16 protein-coding genes are annotated in these 17,888 nt (G+C 69.7%); 7 read left to right on the top strand and 9 right to left on the bottom strand.

The genetic code is table 11. The annotated features are described in order from the left end of the window. The first annotated feature begins 16 nt into the window (after window positions 1–16). Window positions 17–1,264, top strand: coding sequence for an MFS transporter (locus tag QNJ12_RS05590; RefSeq protein ID WP_300620003.1), 1,248 nt, complete (start codon window positions 17–19; stop codon window positions 1,262–1,264). Window positions 1,265–1,326: 62 nt separating this feature from the next. Next, window positions 1,327–1,854, top strand: coding sequence for a hypothetical protein (locus QNJ12_RS05585; protein WP_300620000.1), 528 nt, complete (start codon window positions 1,327–1,329; stop codon window positions 1,852–1,854). 42 nt (window positions 1,855–1,896) lie between these two features. Here the strand turns inward: QNJ12_RS05585 and QNJ12_RS05580 are convergent, their stop codons facing one another. Then, window positions 1,897–2,091 (bottom strand): hypothetical protein, encoded by a 195-nt coding sequence (locus tag QNJ12_RS05580; protein ID WP_300619998.1) that lies wholly within the window; start codon window positions 2,089–2,091, stop codon window positions 1,897–1,899. Between the two features lie 101 nt (window positions 2,092–2,192). Further along, entirely contained in the window at window positions 2,193–3,491 is a 1,299-nt protein-coding gene (locus QNJ12_RS05575) for a DUF3179 domain-containing protein (RefSeq protein WP_300619996.1), read from the bottom strand. A gap of 113 nt (window positions 3,492–3,604) precedes the next feature. Here QNJ12_RS05575 and QNJ12_RS05570 point away from each other — a divergent pair, with 113 nt between their 5' ends. Continuing rightward, window positions 3,605–4,510 (top strand): cytochrome c biogenesis CcdA family protein, encoded by a 906-nt coding sequence (locus tag QNJ12_RS05570; RefSeq protein ID WP_300619994.1) that lies wholly within the window; start codon window positions 3,605–3,607, stop codon window positions 4,508–4,510. Window positions 4,511–4,544: 34 nt separating this feature from the next. Here the strand turns inward: QNJ12_RS05570 and QNJ12_RS05565 are convergent, their stop codons facing one another. The 7 genes from QNJ12_RS05565 to QNJ12_RS05535 all read right to left on the bottom strand — a co-directional run bounded on the left by QNJ12_RS05565 (window position 4,545) and on the right by QNJ12_RS05535 (window position 12,123). Continuing rightward, window positions 4,545–5,279 (bottom strand): hypothetical protein, encoded by a 735-nt coding sequence (locus tag QNJ12_RS05565; RefSeq protein ID WP_300619991.1) that lies wholly within the window; start codon window positions 5,277–5,279, stop codon window positions 4,545–4,547. Continuing rightward, entirely contained in the window at window positions 5,276–6,241 is a 966-nt protein-coding gene (locus tag QNJ12_RS05560) for an ABC transporter ATP-binding protein (protein WP_300619988.1), read from the bottom strand. The genes QNJ12_RS05565 and QNJ12_RS05560 overlap by 4 nt, the downstream gene beginning before the upstream one ends. Next, window positions 6,241–7,104 (bottom strand): ABC transporter permease, encoded by an 864-nt coding sequence (locus QNJ12_RS05555; protein WP_300619985.1) that lies wholly within the window; start codon window positions 7,102–7,104, stop codon window positions 6,241–6,243. The genes QNJ12_RS05560 and QNJ12_RS05555 overlap by 1 nt, the downstream gene beginning before the upstream one ends. Further along, a complete protein-coding gene (locus tag QNJ12_RS05550) occupies window positions 7,101–8,033 on the bottom strand; it encodes an ABC transporter ATP-binding protein (RefSeq protein WP_300619982.1) in 933 nt (310 codons plus the stop codon). Before QNJ12_RS05550 ends, QNJ12_RS05555 begins: the two co-directional genes overlap by 4 nt. 90 nt (window positions 8,034–8,123) lie before the next feature. Then, the gene (locus tag QNJ12_RS05545; protein WP_300619979.1) at window positions 8,124–8,768 is read right to left on the bottom strand and encodes a sensor domain-containing protein; all 645 of its coding nucleotides are present in this window, start codon (window positions 8,766–8,768) and stop codon (window positions 8,124–8,126) included. Window positions 8,769–8,795: 27 nt separating this feature from the next. Continuing rightward, window positions 8,796–11,339 (bottom strand): ABC transporter permease, encoded by a 2,544-nt coding sequence (locus tag QNJ12_RS05540; RefSeq protein ID WP_300619976.1) that lies wholly within the window; start codon window positions 11,337–11,339, stop codon window positions 8,796–8,798. Window positions 11,340–11,349: 10 nt separating this feature from the next. Beyond that, complete coding sequence (locus QNJ12_RS05535) at window positions 11,350–12,123, bottom strand: ABC transporter ATP-binding protein (protein ID WP_300619973.1); 774 nt, start codon at window positions 12,121–12,123, stop codon at window positions 11,350–11,352. A gap of 155 nt (window positions 12,124–12,278) precedes the next feature. Between QNJ12_RS05535 and QNJ12_RS05530 the strand changes: the two genes are divergently transcribed. The 4 genes from QNJ12_RS05530 to QNJ12_RS05515 all read left to right on the top strand — a co-directional run bounded on the left by QNJ12_RS05530 (window position 12,279) and on the right by QNJ12_RS05515 (window position 17,827). Then, a complete protein-coding gene (locus QNJ12_RS05530; RefSeq protein ID WP_300619971.1) occupies window positions 12,279–12,794 on the top strand; it encodes a phosphatase PAP2 family protein in 516 nt (171 codons plus the stop codon). A 31-nt stretch (window positions 12,795–12,825) separates the two neighbouring features. Continuing rightward, window positions 12,826–13,944 carry a DNA alkylation repair protein gene (locus QNJ12_RS05525; protein ID WP_300619969.1) on the top strand — a complete coding sequence of 373 codons (1,119 nt, stop codon included), beginning with the start codon at window positions 12,826–12,828 and terminating at the stop codon, window positions 13,942–13,944. A gap of 35 nt (window positions 13,945–13,979) precedes the next feature. Further along, a complete protein-coding gene (locus tag QNJ12_RS05520) occupies window positions 13,980–14,630 on the top strand; it encodes a class I SAM-dependent methyltransferase (RefSeq protein ID WP_300619966.1) in 651 nt (216 codons plus the stop codon). 125 nt (window positions 14,631–14,755) lie between these two features. After that, window positions 14,756–17,827: a hypothetical protein gene (locus QNJ12_RS05515; protein WP_300619963.1), complete on the top strand. Its 3,072-nt coding sequence runs from the start codon at window positions 14,756–14,758 to the stop codon at window positions 17,825–17,827. Window positions 17,828–17,888: the final 61 nt, after the last annotated feature.

Genomic DNA, 17,888 nt, shown 5'->3' with positions numbered 1-17,888 from the left:
GCCGTAGCCTGAGCGGGTGACCGTCACCGCCCGGCCGGGCGACCCCCCGAAGCGCCGGGTGCTGATGCCGGGCACCCGCCCGTTCATCGGCGTCCTGGCGCTCTGCATGGCGGTCACCGCGCTCGGCATCGACACGGTGTTGCCGGCGTTCCCCGAGATCCGCACGTCGCTCGACCTCGACCCTGATGCGACCGAGGTCACGGGGCTGATCACGTTCTTCTTCATCGGGTCGTCGCTCGGTCTGCTGCCGGCCGGCCTGCTGGCCGATCGCTTCGGGCGGCGCCCGGTGATGTGGGGCGGCCTCGCGCTCTACGTCCTCGGTGCGATCGGGTCGGTCGCTGCGCCGACGATCGAGATGATGTTCGTCACCCGCTTCGTGTGGGGGCTCGGCTCGGCCGGCCCGCGGGTCGCCGCGATGGCGATGGTCCGCGACGCCTACGAGGGTGCGCAGATGGCACGCCAGATGTCGCTCGTCATGGCGGTGTTCATCCTCGTGCCGACGTTCGCGCCGGCGCTGGCGGTGGGCATCCTGGCGATCGGCCCGTGGCAGGCGATCTTCTGGGCGTGTGCCGCGGTCGCCGTCGCCGTGTCCGGGGGTGTCTCGTTGCTGCCCGAGACCCTGTCGACCGACCTTCGCCGGGGCCTCTCGGCCGGCGACGTGTGGCGCAGCTGCGCGATCGTGCTCCGCACGCCCGGCACGCCTGCCTACCTGCTCTCGCTGACCGCCCTGTTCGGCGTGTTCCTGTCGTACCTCGCGAGCTCGGAGATCATCCTCGACCAGGTCTTCGACCTGGAGGAGTGGTTCCCGGTCTTCTTCGGCGGCATCGCGCTCGCCATGGGCGCTGCGATGTACCTCAACGGTCGAGTGGTCGAACGAGTCGGCCTGGCGCGGATCATCCGGTTCGGCTTCGCAGCGAACTGGCTGGCCGCCGGCCTCCTGTTCGTGGTCGCACTCGTCACGGCCGGGGAGCCACCCTTCTGGCTGTTCGTGGTCCTGCTCGGCGCGGTGCTCTTCTTCCAGCAGATGTTGATCCCCAACCTCAACGCGGCGGCGATGCAGCCGCTGGCGCAGGTCGCCGGCACCGGTGCGGCGCTGCTCGGGATGATCGCAGGCGCCGTCGGCGCCGTGATCGGCGGTGGGATCGACCGCCAGTTCGACGGCACGATCACGCCGCTGTCGATCGGCTTCATCGTCTCCTCGACGGTCGCTGCGCTGGCCTGGCGCCGGGCAGACCGGGCTGCGCTGACCACCGACGCTGCGTGACCGTCCGCGCCGGGGAACCGCTGGCGGATCCCGAGCCGCGGCGGCGCGGAGGGAGCGATGCGATGCGACGCACGCTGGTCCTGCTGGTGGCGGCCTCGTTGCTTGCCGTGTCGTGCGGCGACGACACACCCGACGAGGCCGAGTTCAGAATTCAGACCGACCCGGTGATGCCTGGCGGCGACGAGACCACGTCCTTCTCGGCGACGGGCGAAGCCGTCGACGAGGGCATGCTCTGCCCGGACGGCGCCTCGACGTGGGTACAGACGCTGCACGCCGACACCGGACTGCCCGAATCGCCCGCCGATCCACCTCGCGACGGCGAGGTGGTGTGGGTCGAGCACCGGCTCACCTGTGCCGACGGCAGCGGCGACTTCGTGCTCCGAGCCGACGCGCTGGTCGACTTCGCAGAGCTCGATTCGGCGATCGCGACCGGTGATCCGCTGAGTGAGCATCCGCTGTCGGTGATCGAGGGCAGCGGCGACTACGTCGAGCTCGACGTCGACGGCACCCGGGAGTGGAGCGTCGTGACGCCCGGTGGCGTCGACGACGGCTTCTACGAGGTGTTCACCGGGACCTTGAGCCTCGGCTGACGTCCGACCGAGCGGCAGCCCCGCACGATGGTGAGCGAACGCTCAGTGGAGCGTGCGCAGGCCCATGATGCCGAGCAGGACCGAGCCGACGCCGAGCACGAGCAACACGAGGGCGCGCTCCTTGCGGACCAGGAACGTCGTGATCAGCGTGGCAGCGAGCACCACGATCGCCTGGATGAGCGCCGTGCGGTCCGAGCTCGGGAGCAGGACGTCGCGGATCGGGGTGTCGCTGCTCATGCGGGCATGATGCCCGATCGCCGGCCGGACGATCGCCTCACTCGGTGCCTGCGTCACTCGGTGCCGGCGTCACTCGGTGCCGGCGTCACTCCGTGCCGGCGTCACTCCGTGACGACCACGGTGTCCGGCCGGAACGTCGACCACGCGAACCAGAAGGTGTCGACGTGCGACAGCGCCTCCAGCTCGCTGCCGGTGAGCGGCCCGTCGACCGCGTCGCCGAGCACGTTCCACGTCGAGCCGGTCTGATCGTCGACGAACCCGTCGCCGTTCGGCGTGAACGTGAGCTCGGTCCCGTCGACGACCGGCACGAACACGCCGGTGGCACCGACGTCCTGGCCCTGTGAGATCGCGGACGTGTCGAGCGCCGAGGCGACGCCGTCGGTCCACCACGCGACCAGCGGTGAACCGTCGAACTCGGCGGCCACCACCTGCTGGGCCTGCAGGTCGATGAGCGGGATGCCCAGCGCCTCCCCGTCGCGCTCGACGCCGACGATGCGCGTCAGCGCCGTGTAGCGGCCGTCGACCTCGCCCTCGAACAGGAACGGGACGCCGTCGACGTTGTCGTATCCGGGGTACGGGTTGGCGCCGTACTGGCGGCTGAAGCCGGTCTCGCGGCTCAGCACGAGGCCGTCGGGGTTGGCGTCTCGCCACGTGCTCCACGCCACGGTGGCGAGCGGGAAGTCGTCGAGCGCCTGGCCGGTGAGCTCACCGATGATGCCCTCGCCCGTGAAGTGGCTCCAGAGCGTCTCGGTCTGCCGGTCGTACATCACCAGCGCGGAGTTCCACAGCAGGCCGGAGGTGCCGAAGTCGAGGATCTGGTCGCCGAGCCGGCGGTCGTAGGCGACCGCCGAGTTGCAGAGCGGGCAGTAGGTGACCGACACGGGGACGCCGCCGACCGTGTCGTTGACGATCTCGTGCCACGTCAGGATCTGCACCGGGTAGGCGCGGGCGTCGCCGTCGATCTCCAGCGCCAGCACCGGCTCGTTCTCGGCGAGGAAGTCGACGTCTGCCGGCTGCAGGAACCGTGGCTCGTCGACGGGCGGGATGCCGTCCGGCGGGGGGCCGCCGCTGCGGATCTCGGCGAAGTCGACGAGTGGCGCCGGGACCGATTCGGGGACGGCTCGGGCGTTCCACGCGTCGAGGCCGCTGGCGGTCACGTTGCGCGGCGAGGACTCGATCTGGTCGACGGCGAACGGCACGCCCGACGACGCGTCGCCGCTCTCGGCCGCTGCGTCGTCGGCAGCATCGCCGTCAGTGTCGGCAGCATCGCCGTCAGTGTCGGTGTCGGTGTCGGAGGCTGCGTCGGTCGCTGCAGTGGCGTCGTCGCCGTCGTCGGTCGAGCCGCAGGCCGCCAGCAGGAGGACGCCGACGGTCGTGAACGAGAGGATTCCACGGTGCATGCGAGCGAAACCCCGGTCGGGACCGCGCTTGTTCCGGGCCGCCGTTGTTCCGCAGTTGTTTCGTGCGATCGACGCACCGGAATGGCATTTCGGCTCTACCGTGTTCACCAGTCGTGCTGAACGGACCCTTCGCCCTCGCCCTCACCGCCGGCATGGCGGCGACCGTGAACCCGTGTGGGTTCGCGCTGCTCCCTGCCTACCTGTCGGCGTTCGTCGGGCTCGACGACAGCAACAGCAGGTCGACTGCGGTGGGCCGGGGGCTCAAGGTCTCGCTCGTGCTCACCGCCGGGTTCGTCCTGGTGTTCGGCGTGATGGGCCTGATCATCACGCAGTTCATCTCCAGCGTGCAGGAGTACCTGCCCTGGGCCACGATCGTGATCGGCATCGGCCTGGTCGGGCTCGGCGTCTACCTCCTCACGGGCCGTCAGCTGGTGCTCAGCATCCCGAAGCTGCAGAAGGGCGGCGCCGACGGCACCATCTTCTCGATGTTCCTGTTCGGCGTCTCCTACGCGGTGGCCTCGCTCTCGTGCACGATCGGCCCGTTCCTGGCGGTCACGTCGACCACGTTCCGCAACGAGAACTACCTCTCGGGCGTCATGGTGTTCGTGCTCTACGGCCTCGGCATGGGCGTCGTGGTCAGCGTGCTCACGCTGGCGGTGGCGCTGGCCAAGGACGGGCTGGTCAACAAGTTCCGGGCGCTGCTGCCGAAGATGAACAAGATCGCCGGCGTGTTCCTCGTCGTGGCCGGCGCCTATGTCGCCTACTACGGCTACTTCGAGGTCCGGCTCTTCTTCTTCGACGGCCCGGTCGACGACCCGATCGTCGGGTTCGCCGAGGAGATCCAGACCTGGCTCGTCAACCGCATGCCGACCACCGAGAACTACGGCTGGTACCTGCTCGGTGCCGGCGCCGCGATCGCGGCGGCGGTGGGCTGGCAGATCACCCGCCGCAGCGGCGGAACCTCGGACGGGCCGGCACCGTCCCTCGGCGACATCGGCGACATCGCGCCCGAGTCCTGAGCGGGCCCGCCACCGCCTCCGACCGGCAGGTCGGTCAGGCGACCTCCATCGACTGCAACCGGGCGGCGCCGAGTGCGATGGCCACCACGGTCACGGCGAGCGGAACGACGATCGCGACGGTCATCGAGAAGTCGGCGAGCTCGAGGTCGACGCCGGTTCGGCTCGTGATGATCGACCGGGTGTAGCCGCGGATCGCCAGCCTGGAGAGGGATCCGAAGAACTGGGCGGCGAGGCCCTCCCAGATCAGGATGTAGCCGAGGCCCCAGACGATCGGGTTCTTGAGCAGCAGACCGACCAGCACGAACAGCGCGGAGTACGACAGGACACCGGTCGTGCCCGCCAACACGGTCGCGACGGTGAGCTGACTCCCACCGTCGACCGCCACCGACGAGATCACGAGCGGGACGAGCGTGATCGGCAGGCTGACCGTGATCGCGGCGAGCCACGATCCGACCACGACGGGCCAGCGATCCATCGGTCGCAGCCACAGGTAGACGAGCGTCCCGTCCTCGCGCATGTCGCCGAGGGCCGCGGACGCGAACACGAGCGACACGACGGGCACGACCATCGTGAACCCGAGGTTCGAGATCAGCTGCACGCCACGCTCGAGCTCGTCGACGTCGGACTCCGACCGGCCGACCAGGATGGCGACGAGCACGACGACGCCGCCGACGAACGTGAGCGCGGCGACGCGTCCACGCGTCACCAGTTGCTTCAGCACGAGACCGTACGTCAGCGCGACGGCACGCCCGGGTTGCACGACGCTCATCGCCGCTCCACCAGATAGCGGAAGACCGATTCCAGGTCGTCGTCGAGCGGCTCGACCTCGCGCAGCCGGATGTCGAGCTGCTGCGCCGTCGCCGCGATCGCCCGCCCGAACCGATCGACGTCGTTGGTGTCGACGACGAGCTCGTCGGCTCGCACCGACACGCCGTCGACCAGCGACCGGTCGACGAGGGCGGCCGCGAGCGTGCGCGCTCCGTCGGCCGCGACGCGGATGCGGTGTGGCCGGTCGTCCATCAGGTTGCGCAGCGCCCGGTAGTCACCCGTGGCAGCCAGCCGCCCCTGCGCGATCACCAGGACGCGCGAACCGAGTCGTGCCACCTCGTCGAGCACGTGGCTCGACACCAGGAGGCACTTCCCGGCGTCGCCGAGCTCGTGGAAGAAGGAGATCATGCGGTTCCGCTGCACGGGATCGAGGCCTGTGAGGGGCTCGTCGAGGATCAGCACGTCGGGGTCGTGCACCAGCGCGGCGGCGAGCTTGACCCGCTGGCGCATTCCCTTCGAGAACGATCCGACCGGCTTGTCGTCGTCGGCGTCGAGAGCGACCTGGTCGAGGGCGGCGCGTGCGGCCGCCTCGTGATCGGCGACCCCGAACGTCTGGGCGGCCACCTCGACGAACCGCAGTGCGGACACGCGGTCGAACAGCCCGTCCTGCTGGGGTGCGAGGCCGATGCGGCCCCGCACTTCGCGATCGCGTCGGGCGTCGACGCCGAGCACGCGGATCTCACCCTGCGACGGCGCCGTGAGACCGCACATCACGCGGAACAACGTCGACTTGCCGGCGCCGTTGGGGCCGAGCAAGGCGGTCACACCGGGGCCGACCCCGAACGTCACGTCGGACACGGCGACGACGTCGCCGAACGACTTCGTCACGCCGATCACCTGGACCATGCCCTCGGGAGCCTGCGGCACGGGCGGCGGCGCGACGGGAGGCGCCCAGTCCGCCATCAGACCGCCGCCAGCTTGCGATAGCGGCCGAGGAGGAGCGCCGACCCGAGCGCTGCCCAACCACCGCTCCCGAGGAGCACGACCCAGGTGCTCACGTCCTGGAACTCCTCCCCGCGGTCGCCGAACATCCGCGGCGCGAGCTCGAGCGCCGAGCCGACCGGGTCGAGGACCCGCCAGTTGTCGCTCATGCCGGCCTCCTCGACCAGCAGACCCGAGACGAGCGCCGTGCCGACCATCACCAGCACGACGGCGATGCTGGCGAACGCCCGACGGTCGGTGAGACTGGCGACGCCGAGGCTCAAGGTGGTGTACACCGCGCAGATCGCCAGCCCGACGACCAGGAGACGCCACATCACGCCGAGCCACGCCACCGGACCGTCGGGGCCGAGGCTCTGGAGCGTGAAGCCGATCAGGGCGAGCAGGGCCGGGCCGAGCACGATCAGCGTCATCGTGAGGAGCACGGCGCCGACCTTGGCCAGCAGGTAGGTCGTCCGCGACAAGGGGGTCGACAGGTAGAGCGAGAACATGCGATCGCGCCGGTCGCGGACGATCGCCTCGGGCGCGACGAGTGCCGTGAACGCGACGGTTGCGAGGAACGAGAAGCCGAACATCTCCCAGTACTCGGGTCGCAGCTCGCCCTCGAGGAGATCGCCGATGAACGCGGTCAGCGCGAGGAACACCAGCGCCGGGATGAACGCGATCACGATGACGATGACGGGGAAGACCTTGTGGCGGGCCGGACGGCCGAGGCCGAGGATGCTCCGCGTCGTGTGCCAGGCCACCGACCGCATCGAACCGCGCACGCCGGAGCGCTCACCCTCGAAGCGCCGGTAGCCCCGGTCGAGGATCTGGGCGTCGCTCATCGCTCGGCCCCGTGGAACAGGTCCTCGAGCCGCCGGCGGCGACGCACGATGCGCCCGACCCGGGCGTCAGCGCTGACGACGGCGTCGCGGACCGCGTCGGCGATCGCGTCGGGGTCGCTACCGATCACCTCGATCCGCGTGCCGGCGACGCCGTCATGGCGCACCTCGAAGTCGTGTCGGCCGAGGAAGTCGGCGACCGCGGCAGGGGCGCCCGGGCGGTCGGGCACGTCGACGAGGTCGACGATGACACCGCCGTCGGCGCCGACGAGCGCGGCGAGCGGGCCCTGGGCGACGAGCCGACCCGCGTCGAGCGCAACGACGTTGTCACAGATCCGCTCGACCTCCTCGAGCAGGTGCGACGACAGGAGCACGTCGATCTGGTACTCCGCGCTGATCTGGCGGATCAGGGCGAGCATCTCGTCGCGCTGGACCGGGTCGAGCCCGTCGGTCGGCTCGTCGAGCAGGATGAGCCGCGGATCGGCGGCGATCGCCTGGGCGAGCTTGACCCGCTGGCGCTGGCCGGTGGACATCGTTCCCAACGCCCGGAACCGCTCCTCGCCGAGGCCGACCAGCCAGAGCGCATCGCTGGCGCGGCCGCGCGCCTCGGCTCGCGGCATGCCCCGCACCTCGGCCATGTGCTTGACGAAGTCAGACGCCGGCATCTCGTCGGGCATGACGTGGTGCTCGGGCCCGTAGCCGAGCAGGGCCCGCAGCCGGGCGCCGTCGTGCTGCGGGTCGAGACCGAGGACCTCGACACGGCCGGCGGTGGGCGGCCGCAGCCCGAGCACGATGCTCATGAACGTCGTCTTGCCGGCGCCGTTCGCACCGACGAGGCCCGTGATGCCGTGCGGGACGTCGACCTCGAGCGCATCGAGCGCACGCATCGAGCCGAACTGCATCGTCAGCCCGTATGCGTCGATCACTCCCACGGCGACCAGGATGCCAGCTCGCGACCCCGCTTGCGTCCGCCGACTGATGGATCCCTGGTCATCCCCACGTACGAGATGTGCCGATCCCCCTCAGTCGTCGCGCTCGCGGCTGAAGGTCCACTGGGTCCAGCGGCCGCAGGCTCGTGCCAGCGCGTTCATCAGGTGGAGCGAGACGAACGTCAGCACGATGCCGATCGGCACGAGCGCGAACGACCACGGGAACGGGTCGACGTCCCAGCCGAACCACTCGATGTCGTTGCTGGTCCACATGTACGTCGGCGCGAACGTCATGCCGAGCGACGTCGAGACGAGTGTCACGGCCAGTGAGAAGGTGAACACGCCGACCGGGAATCGGAGCAGCAGGTAGAGCATCCCTCGCCAGCCGACCTTGTCGGCCATGACGGCCTTGAAGTGCCGCCACAGCCCGCCGGGCCACGCCGGTACCGGCGGCACCTTGTCGATGTCGAGCTGCAGGAGCCCGGCGGCGAGTCCGCGTTCGATGTGCATGAACGCCCGGTTGACGTACCACTGCCCGATGATGATCGGGATGCCGATCAACGCCAGCGGCATCAGGCCGATGCCGAGCGAGACGCCGGTCACGATCACGCTGAAGTAGAGCGTGCCGAGCGGCAGCCCGAGCAGGAGGTACAGGATGCTCCCGTAGCTGGCCGGCTCGGCGATCACGCCGAAGAAGCCGGTGCTCCGGTCACGGTGTTGGTTGTTGCGTTGCAGCATCTCTGTACCTCCTGTGCTGCCCCGGGTTCACTCGAAGGCGATCGCCTCCAACACGTTGAGACGGGCGGCGCGCCGCGCCGGCAGCGACGCGGCGAGCAGCCCCGCGATGGTGGCGATCACCACGTAGACGACGAGTAGGACCGCCGGGATCGACAGCTGGTTGATGATCGACTCGGGGATCGCGATCACCGCGACCCACCCGAACGCCAACCCGACGACGACACCGAGCAGTGCGCCGAACAGCGAGACCACTGCGGCCTCGAACCGGATCAGGCCGCGCGTCTGTCGGCGGGTCATGCCGATCGCTCGCATCAGGCCGATCTCCTGCGTCCGCTCGAGCACCGACAGCGCCATCGTGTTCGTGATGCCGAGCAGGGCGATCACGATCGCCAAGCCCAGGAACACGTTGATGATGATCAGCAGCGAGTCGAGCGTGCCCTCCAACCGGTCGCGGAACTCCTCCTGCGTCTCGAACAGGAGCTGGGGGAACTCGGTCGCGAACGGCTCGAGCGCCGCCGCTGCCGCGGTCAGCGAGACGCCGTCGGCGACCCGCGCGGAGATCACGCTGTCGTTCTGGCTGTCGAAGTACTGCTCCCACGCCGACAGGTCGATCATGTGGTGCGTGACGAGGAACGGGTTGTCGTAGATCGCTTGGACGGTCAGCACCTGCAGACCGGTGGCGGCGAATTCGACGTTGAGTCGATCGCCGACCACGACGCCGTAGTCGTCGGCCGCTTCCTGGCTCAGGATGATCGAGTTCGGGTTCGCCGCCGCAGCCGGGTCGCCGGACTGCACGTCGACGGCCATCAGGTCGGTCAGGATCGTGAGGTCGGCACCCCGCATCTCCTTCGTGTCCCCGTCGACGCGGATGTTGCCGGACCGGACGGCCGACACCTCGTCGAACTCCGGGAGCGCGGCGACCTGGCCGGCCAGCTGGTTCGTGAAGTCGACGTCGCCGTCGGCGGTGATCACGTAGTCGGCGACCATGGTCGACCCGAGCTCGTCGCGGAACGAGCTCTTCAGCGACTCGGCGACGACGCTGGCCATCGCGATCAGCGCCAGCCCGATCATCAGTCCGGCCGCCGTCGACGCGGTCCGCTTGTTGTTGCGGGCCGCGTTCTGGCGCGCCATGTGACCGGTGATCTGGTTGCCCGGCACATGCTCCAACGGGGCACCGAGGAACGACGCGGACGGGCTGGAGAACAGCGGCGCGTACATCGAGACGGCGACGAAGACGAGCACCGCGCCGAGGCCCAGTGAACCGAGCAGCGCCCCGGTGTTGTCGGAGCCGCCGAAGAGGCCGTAGGCCATGAAGATCACGCCGAACACCGAGAGGACGATGGCGATGATCGTCCGGCGGGTGCCCTCGCCCGAGCCGAACCGGAAGCCGGCGCGCATCGCCGCGATCGGCGGCACGTTCGCGGCCCGGCGGGCCGGCGTCAACGATGCGAGCAGCGTGACGCCGACGCCGACGATCAACGCCGCGATGATCGTCCGCGGAGCGAGGATGATGTCCATGCTCGGCAGTTGCATCCCGAGGCTGTTCATCAACTCCCGCAACCCGAATGCCAGCAGCACGCCACCGCCGAGACCGAGCACCGATGCGATGACGCCGATCACGAGCGACTCGAAGATCGAGCTGAACCTGACCTGACCCGAGCTGGCCCCGAGCGCACGGAGCAGCGCGAGCTGGCGCACGCGCTGGCCGAGCAGGATGTTGAACGTGTTGCTGATGATGAACGTGCTGACGAAGACCGCGACCAGCGCGAACGCAAGGAGCACGTTGCCGAAGATGTCGACGATCGTGGAGAAGTCGTCCTGCGCCTCGTCGACGACGACCTCACCGGAGACCGCCTCGAGGCCGGCGGGCAGTACGTTCTCGATCCGGTCGATCAGCACCTCCGGCTCGACGCCGGGCGCGGCGGCGATGTCGATGTACTGGATCAACCCCTCGCTGTCGTCGAGCCGCTGGACCTCGTCGAGGGTGAACGACACGATGACGGCGCCGGCCAGGGCGTTCTCCTCGCCGAACTTGTTGATGCCGACGAGCTCGAACGGCTCGCGGCCGGCGGCACCGACGATGTCGTACGTCTGACCGAGCACGAATCCGTTGTCGTCGGCGGACGTCTCGTCGAGCGCGAACTCGCGGGGGCCGTCGGGCACCTCGCCCGCGACGAGCGTCAGGCCGTCGAGGGGTGAGTTCGACCAGCTGAATCCGAAGACCGGTGCCAGCGTGTCGATCGTCTCGCCGTCGGGTGTGAGCGGCTGGATCTTGAGGCTGGCTGCGATCGGGATCGCGTCCTGCACACCCTCGACGGCGACGACCGTGTCGTAGATGCTCTCGTCGAACGACTGCTCGCCGAACGTGACCTCGTCGAAGGTCGATGCCGCCCGGACCTCGACGTCGACCTCTTCGTTGGCGTCCTCGACGATGTTGTTGAACGTTCGCATCAGGCCGTCGGTGAGGACGAACGACGCCACGACGAAGCTGACGCCCATCAGGACAGCGAACGTGGTGAGCGAGAACCGGAGCTTGTTGTTCGTCAAGGTCCGGATGCTGAGCTTGATCATCTGTCCCATGTCAGACCTCGAGCTCGCGGATCTTGTCGAGCACCAGGTCGGCGGTCGGCGATGCCAGGCGATCGACGAACTTGCCGTCGCGGAGGAACACGACGAGGTCGGCGTACGACGCGGCGTGCGCGTCGTGGGTCACCATCACCACGGTCTGGTTCCAGTCGTCGACGGCGCGCCGCAGGAAGCCGAGCACCTCTTGCCCGCTGTTGGAGTCGAGGTTGCCGGTCGGTTCGTCGGCGAAGATGATCTCGGGGCGCGATACCAGGGCGCGCGCGACCGCCACGCGCTGCTGCTGCCCACCCGACAGCTCGTCGGGCCGGTGCTGCAGGCGCTCGCCGAGTTGCAGGCTCTCGGTCACCGTGCGCGCCCAGTCGGCGTCGGCCTCCCGGCCTCCGAGCAGCAACGGCAACATGATGTTCTCCTCGGCGGTCAGCGTGGGCACGAGGTTGAACGCCTGGAAGATGAAGCCGAGCCGCTGGCGACGCAGCAGCGTCAGCTGCTTGTCGGAGAGCTCGGAGATCAACGTGTCGCCGACGCGCGTCTCGCCGCCGCTGATGTTGTCGAGCCCGGCCATGCAGTGGAGGAGGGTCGACTTGCCCGAGCCCGACGGGCCCATGATCGCGGTGAGCTTGCCCGCCTCGAAACCGATGTCGACGCCGTCGAGCGCGACCACTCTCGTGTTGCCCTGCCCGTAGATCTTCGTCAGTCCGGTCGCCTGGGCCGCCATCGTGGGCTCGTCGGTTGGCGTCTGCGGGGCACGGGTCATCGTTGCGTCGGTCATGGTGGCGGCTCCTTCACTCGCATTTCCACGAAACCACCGTGTGTCTCGACCGAACAGAGCACTACGGCCCTGGTGCGGAGCGCGTTCGGAAGGTGTGTGTGACGTGTGTGAGATGTTCCCGACTGGCGATCGGTTTCGGCGCTGCGTCGGTACTCGTGATCTCTGCCGCCGCGGCCCGGCGCGGCCGTGTGCCGCCGACCGAGGAGCGCCTGTTCCGCGCCTCGAACCGCGCCCCGGACGGGCTGGAGCTCCCCGCCTGGCTGGTGATGCAGTCCGGTTCGCTGGCGTCGGTGCTGGTCGTGTCGGCGGCCACGCGGGTGCTCGGTGGTCGCCATCGCGCTGCGATCGCACTGTCAGCCGGATCCGCGGTGTGGGCCGGGGTCAAGGCGGTCAAGCCGCTCGCCCACCGCGGGCGGCCCGCCGACCTCCTCGACGGCGTCGTCGTCCGCGGGCAGCCGCAGGTCGGACTCGGGTATCCATCGGGCCACGCCGCGGTGTCGACCACGTTGGCGCTCACCGCGATGCCGCCCGGTCGCGGTCGGCGGGTCGCGCTGGCGATCGCCGGTTTCACGGGATTGAGCCGGATGTACGTGGGCGCCCATCTGCCGCTCGACGTGGTCGGCGGCCTGGCGATCGGGACGCTGGTCGGAACGGTCGTCGGTTCGCGCTGATCGCGCCCCCGGCCGCGGCAGACTTCCGCTCATGGCCGAGCCACTGAAGGACTCGTTCGGAACCGACGTCCCTGTCCGCATCGCCGACGCGTTGGCGACCGTCGTCGAGGACTTCGACCGCGAGGGCTTCCTCGCCGCCTGCCTCGACGGGTACGACGATCTCGAACTGACGCCGAGGGCGAAGCAGATCGCGTCGGCGATGGCGGCGTACCTACCCGCCGATCGCGAGCTGGCGATGCGGACGATCGTCCGCACACTCGGCGACGAGCTGTACGGCTCGGAGCTGACCGGCATGGAGCCGTTCGTGTACCTGCCGCACGTGTACTTCATCGCGGAGTACGGGTTGGATCACTTCGAGACGGCGATGACCGCGCAGTACGAGCTGACGAAACGGTTCACCGCGGAGTTCTCGATCCGTGCGTATCTCGAGCGGTACCCCGAGGCGACGCTCGCCCGGCTGGGGGAGTGGGCGAACGACGAGAGCGTGCACGTGAGGCGGCTGGTGTCGGAGGGCACCCGGCCGCGCCTGCCCTGGGCGCCCCGGCTGAGGGCGTTCATCGCCGATCCGTCGCCGGTGATCGAGCTGCTCGAACGGTTGAAGGACGACCCCGAGGAGTACGTGCGGCGGTCGGTCGCGAACAACCTCAACGACATCGCCAAGGACCACCCAGGCGTGGTCGTCGACGTGGCACGCCGCTGGTGGCGGGAACCCGGTGCCGGCGACGAGCGACGCAAGCTGGTGCGGCACGCGTTGAGGACGCTGATCAAGCAGGGCGACCCCGCCGCCCTCGACGTGCTCGGCTACGGCGAGTCGTCCCCGGTGGAGGTCGGCGCGGTGACGATCACCCCCGAGCGGCCGGCGATCGGCGGCAAGGTGGCGGTCGAGATCGAGCTGCGCAACCCGACCGACGAGTTCGCCGGCGCCCTCGTCGACCTCCGGGTCCACTTCGTGAAGGCGAACGGTTCGACGAGCCCGAAGGTCTTCAAGGGGGCCGAGGTCGAGATCGAGCCGGGCAGTGCATCGGCCGTCCGCAAGACGATCTCGGTCGCTCAGCAGTCGACGCGGACGCACCACCCGGGCACGCACGCGGTCGAAGCGATCGTCAACGGGCGGACGGTGCCGCTCGGCGAGTTCGACCTCGTCGGGTAGCCGGCGCGGGGCCCGGCTGTCTAGGGTCGACGGTGGTGTTCGAGGACGAACAGCAGTCCGGCTCCGACGGCGATTGGCTCGTGCGCGGCAGTGGCGACCCGGAGGAGGTCGCCGCGTACTACGACCGGTGGGCGACCGGGTACGACGACGACCTCGACAGCTGGTCGTACCGGGCGCCGAGCGTCGTGGCCGGCTTCGCGATGGAACACTCGGCACCCCAGCGGATCCTCGACGCCGGGTGCGGCACCGGGCTGGTCGGCGTCGCGCTCCGGGCCGCGGGGTTCGAGGGCGAGCTGCACGGGGCCGACGTGTCGGAGGAGTCGCTCCGGCTCGCAGGTGAGACCAACGCCTACACGATGCTCACGACCGCCAACCTCCAGGAGCCACTCGATTTCGACGACGACGCGTTCGGAGCGCTCACCTGCGTCGGCGTGATGACCTACGTGCCCGCCGTCGAGGACGCCTGGCGCGAGTTCTGCCGCGTCGTCGAACCCGGCGGCGTGGTCGTCGTGACCCAGCGCGAGGACTTCTGGGAGCCGCGTGAGTGTCCGATGGTGATCGACCGGCTCGTGGCCGACGGGACGTGGGAACCGATCCTCGTCAGCGACGCCGAGCCGTACCTGCCCGGCAACGACGACTACACCGACGAGATCGGCGTCCACTACGTCGTGGCCAGGGTGCGCTGAGCGCGCTGCGTCGGCCGCGCCCGCCCCGCGTTCCCGCCCCGCCGTCCGAATTCGGATCATCGGCGCCTCGCCATCTGGCAGGGTCTTGACGACGGGGAAGCTCCGTCGGGAAGCGAGGAGGGCTCATGGCACCGCGGTCGATCGAACTGCTGGCACCGACGGGGATCTGCGGCGCGGAGGGCCGCCGACCGCGCTTCGCATGGCGGACGGACGCCGCACCGCGGCGCGGGGCACCGATCAAGCAGATCGAGCCGCCCGACCGCGCCGAGTGGCACGTCGAGGTCTGGCCGATCGAGTCCGGGGAGGATCCCGGACGCGTCGTCCGGAGGAAGCCGCTGCTGTCGCAGGTGGAAGACGCTCGGCGAACGTCGGCCCCGTACCCGAAGAACCGTCCATCGCTCGATGTCGGGGTCGGTTACGTCTGGCGGGTCTCGCTGTTCACGAGGGCCACACGCAGCAGGAAGGCGGCACTGCTCGAACGAAGCGAGCTCGGCATCTTCTACATGCCCGATCCGTCGATCCCGGTGCCGATCGAACAGCTCCGGTGCTGCGACGACCGGCGCATCGGCGACCGGATCGACGACTGGGCCACGGCGTACGGCGACCCGCAGTTCAAGCCCAAGACGAAGGGCTGCCTCGGCGCCGTCGGCGCGGTCGAGCTCGCCGGCACGGCGACGTCGGGCGACGCGGTCACCCAGTTCCTCGACCCGAGCCTCAAGATCGAGGGCGGCAAGCACTACATGGTGAGCGTCTGCGTCCGGGCGCTCACGCGCGATCTCGACTACGTCCGGCTCCGCGTCGTCGCCCACAACGGGTCGTTGCCGACCTCGGGCGACCACCCGGACGTGTCGGCGAACGTCGCGCCGATCGGGACGACCGGTCGCATCACCTCCAAGGACTGGACGTGGGTGATCCTGCCCCCGTGGTGCGCGCCGCGCGACTTCGGTCGCATCTCGATCGCCGCGGTCGGCGACAGCGACGACGCGACGACCGGCGACGCGGTCGGCCAGTTCTCGAACGTGTGCGTCCGCGAGGTCGACGGATGCGACACGCCGTTCGGCCCGTTCGGCCCGGGCGGGAGCCTGGCGCTCCCGAAGGGGATGCTGCGGACGAACCCGGAACCGACGGCGCAGCTCGTCGCCACGGACCTCGGAGCGATGGTCGACCTGTACGGCGGCCCGTTCGACGACGACGGATCGAGCAACTGGTACGCCGAGGGGAACGACTGCTCGTCGTTCGGTGGGTGGATCCCGGACGACCTCGACGCCGAGGTCCCCTGGGAGGGCGAGGACCCGCCGTTGACGGCCGACGAGATCCACGAGCTCGTCCAGAAGGTGATCGACGACCTGAAGCACCCGGCGCTGACCGATCTCCTCGAGCCGATCGAGCTCAAGCCGGAGTCGTGCGACGACTGGGATCCGGCGCCGTTCCCGCACGAGCCGCGCCACAGCAACAAGGACGGACCGCCGGTGCCGTTCTCCGGTCGGGACATCGTGTACGTCCACGGGTTCGTGCCGAGCCATGTGCTCGCCCGGTTGATCGCCGAGGATCCGACGATCCGCGCCATCCACACGTCGCTCGGGCTCTCGCTGGCGAGCAACGCGCAGATCGACAACATCCGCGACGAGTGGCCGGACGTCCCGGCCGCGTACCTGGCCGGGTCGGACCCGGCTGACGACGGCTTCTTCCGCCAGGGCGGGAACAGCTACTGGTCCGAGCACATCGTCACCTACCTCACCGGACCGGGTCAGCCGAACCGGTACATGGTCGCCGGGTACAACTGCTCGCAGCGGCTGGTGTTCGCCGTGCACACCGTGCTCACGCAGATCGCCGACGCCATGAACACCGGCGCGGGCGTCCGGAATCCGGACGCCGAGGACCCGACCACCGACTGCTTCGGGACGGAGTTCGTCGTCGTCACCCACTCGACCGGCGCCCTCGTCACGAACGTCGCCATGGCCGTGGCCGAGCAGACCGCCGTCCCCGGTCCGTTGCAGGACGCCTTCGGCGACGTGTCCCTGATCGCCAAGCGCGCCACGGTCCACCTCTCGCTCCACGGCGCGATCAGCGGCAGCGACGCGGCGCAGCTGGCGGTCGCCGGCGCAGCGGTCGTCGGCGGCCTCGGTGTCGTGGCCGATGCCGTGACCGACAGCCTGATCGCCGGGGGTCGTCTCGTCGCGAGGGGGATGGCGCGCAGCGACGGCGAGGCCGCCCGGTTCGACGCGTTCTTCAACGCGCTGGCAGCGACCGACGCCGCGATCGCCGCGATGGTCGCCACCGTCCCCGAGGTCGTGTTCGCGAGCATCCTCGTCGACCTCTCGCCGATCGTCAGCAAGGTCGTGTGGGGCCCGTTCACGGCCGTGTCGCCGACACCGACCCTGACGGTCGCCGGTGGTCACCCGAGCTTCGGCGGGATGGAGGGGGCGCCGTACGTCCTCAAGCCCGTGCTGGCCGGCCTGGACGACGGTGTCGTCAACACCAACAGCCAGGGCGGGAGCTTCAACCCGTTCCACCCCGACCGGTACACGCCGATCCCGGGTCCGGAGCGGGTGTTCGACATGGGGCTCCCGCTGATCCGGTCCGTGCCGTACTTCGTCGAGCAGACCTTCTGGCCCCTCGGCGTCGCCTACGGCGTGTCGCCGTGGCTGTCGCCGAGCGGCATGGTCCAGCCGGTGTTGCTGGCGCTGCCCACGCTCCGGTTCCCGAACCAGTTCGCGTTCCTGCAGGCCGCGTCCGATCACGCCTACACGACCGACATCGATGACGAGCACTACGTGCCGACGTTCGGCGCCGACAACTACGAGGAGAGCTTCGTGATCGACGATCCGGCGGTGCTGACCAGCGGACTCGTCAACCCGGCGATCGTCGGACACGTCCGGCGCTTCGAGCGTCGGCTCGACCTCACGATGTGCATCCGGTTCCCCGTGCCAAACATCACGCTGTTCCCGCCGTCGTTCACCGTCACGATGGTCGAGGTGTGCGTCACGTTCACCGTGTGGCGGCGCCTGTACGACCTGCTCGCGGCCGGGGCCGGCCAGGGCACGAGCGTCACGGTGTCCACGCCGGTGGCGTCCGGCCCGCTGGGGATCACGGGCATCGCCAGCGCGACGAGCACCGATCCGATCTCGTCCGCGCTGACCAGCGACGACACGCTCAGCGAGACCTCCTACGCGTACCGGTTCGTGCTGCCGGCCTGATCCGCGACACTCAGCAGATGCGGGGGAGCTGCTCGCCGAGCGGGAGGTCGACGACGCGGCG

Source organism: Ilumatobacter sp., from assembly GCF_030065885.1.
In the GTDB taxonomy this organism is placed as follows: domain Bacteria; phylum Actinomycetota; class Acidimicrobiia; order Acidimicrobiales; family Ilumatobacteraceae; genus Ilumatobacter.
The sequence above is the reverse complement of the archived record's forward strand: the minus strand, read 5'-3'. Positions and strand labels throughout refer to the sequence as shown.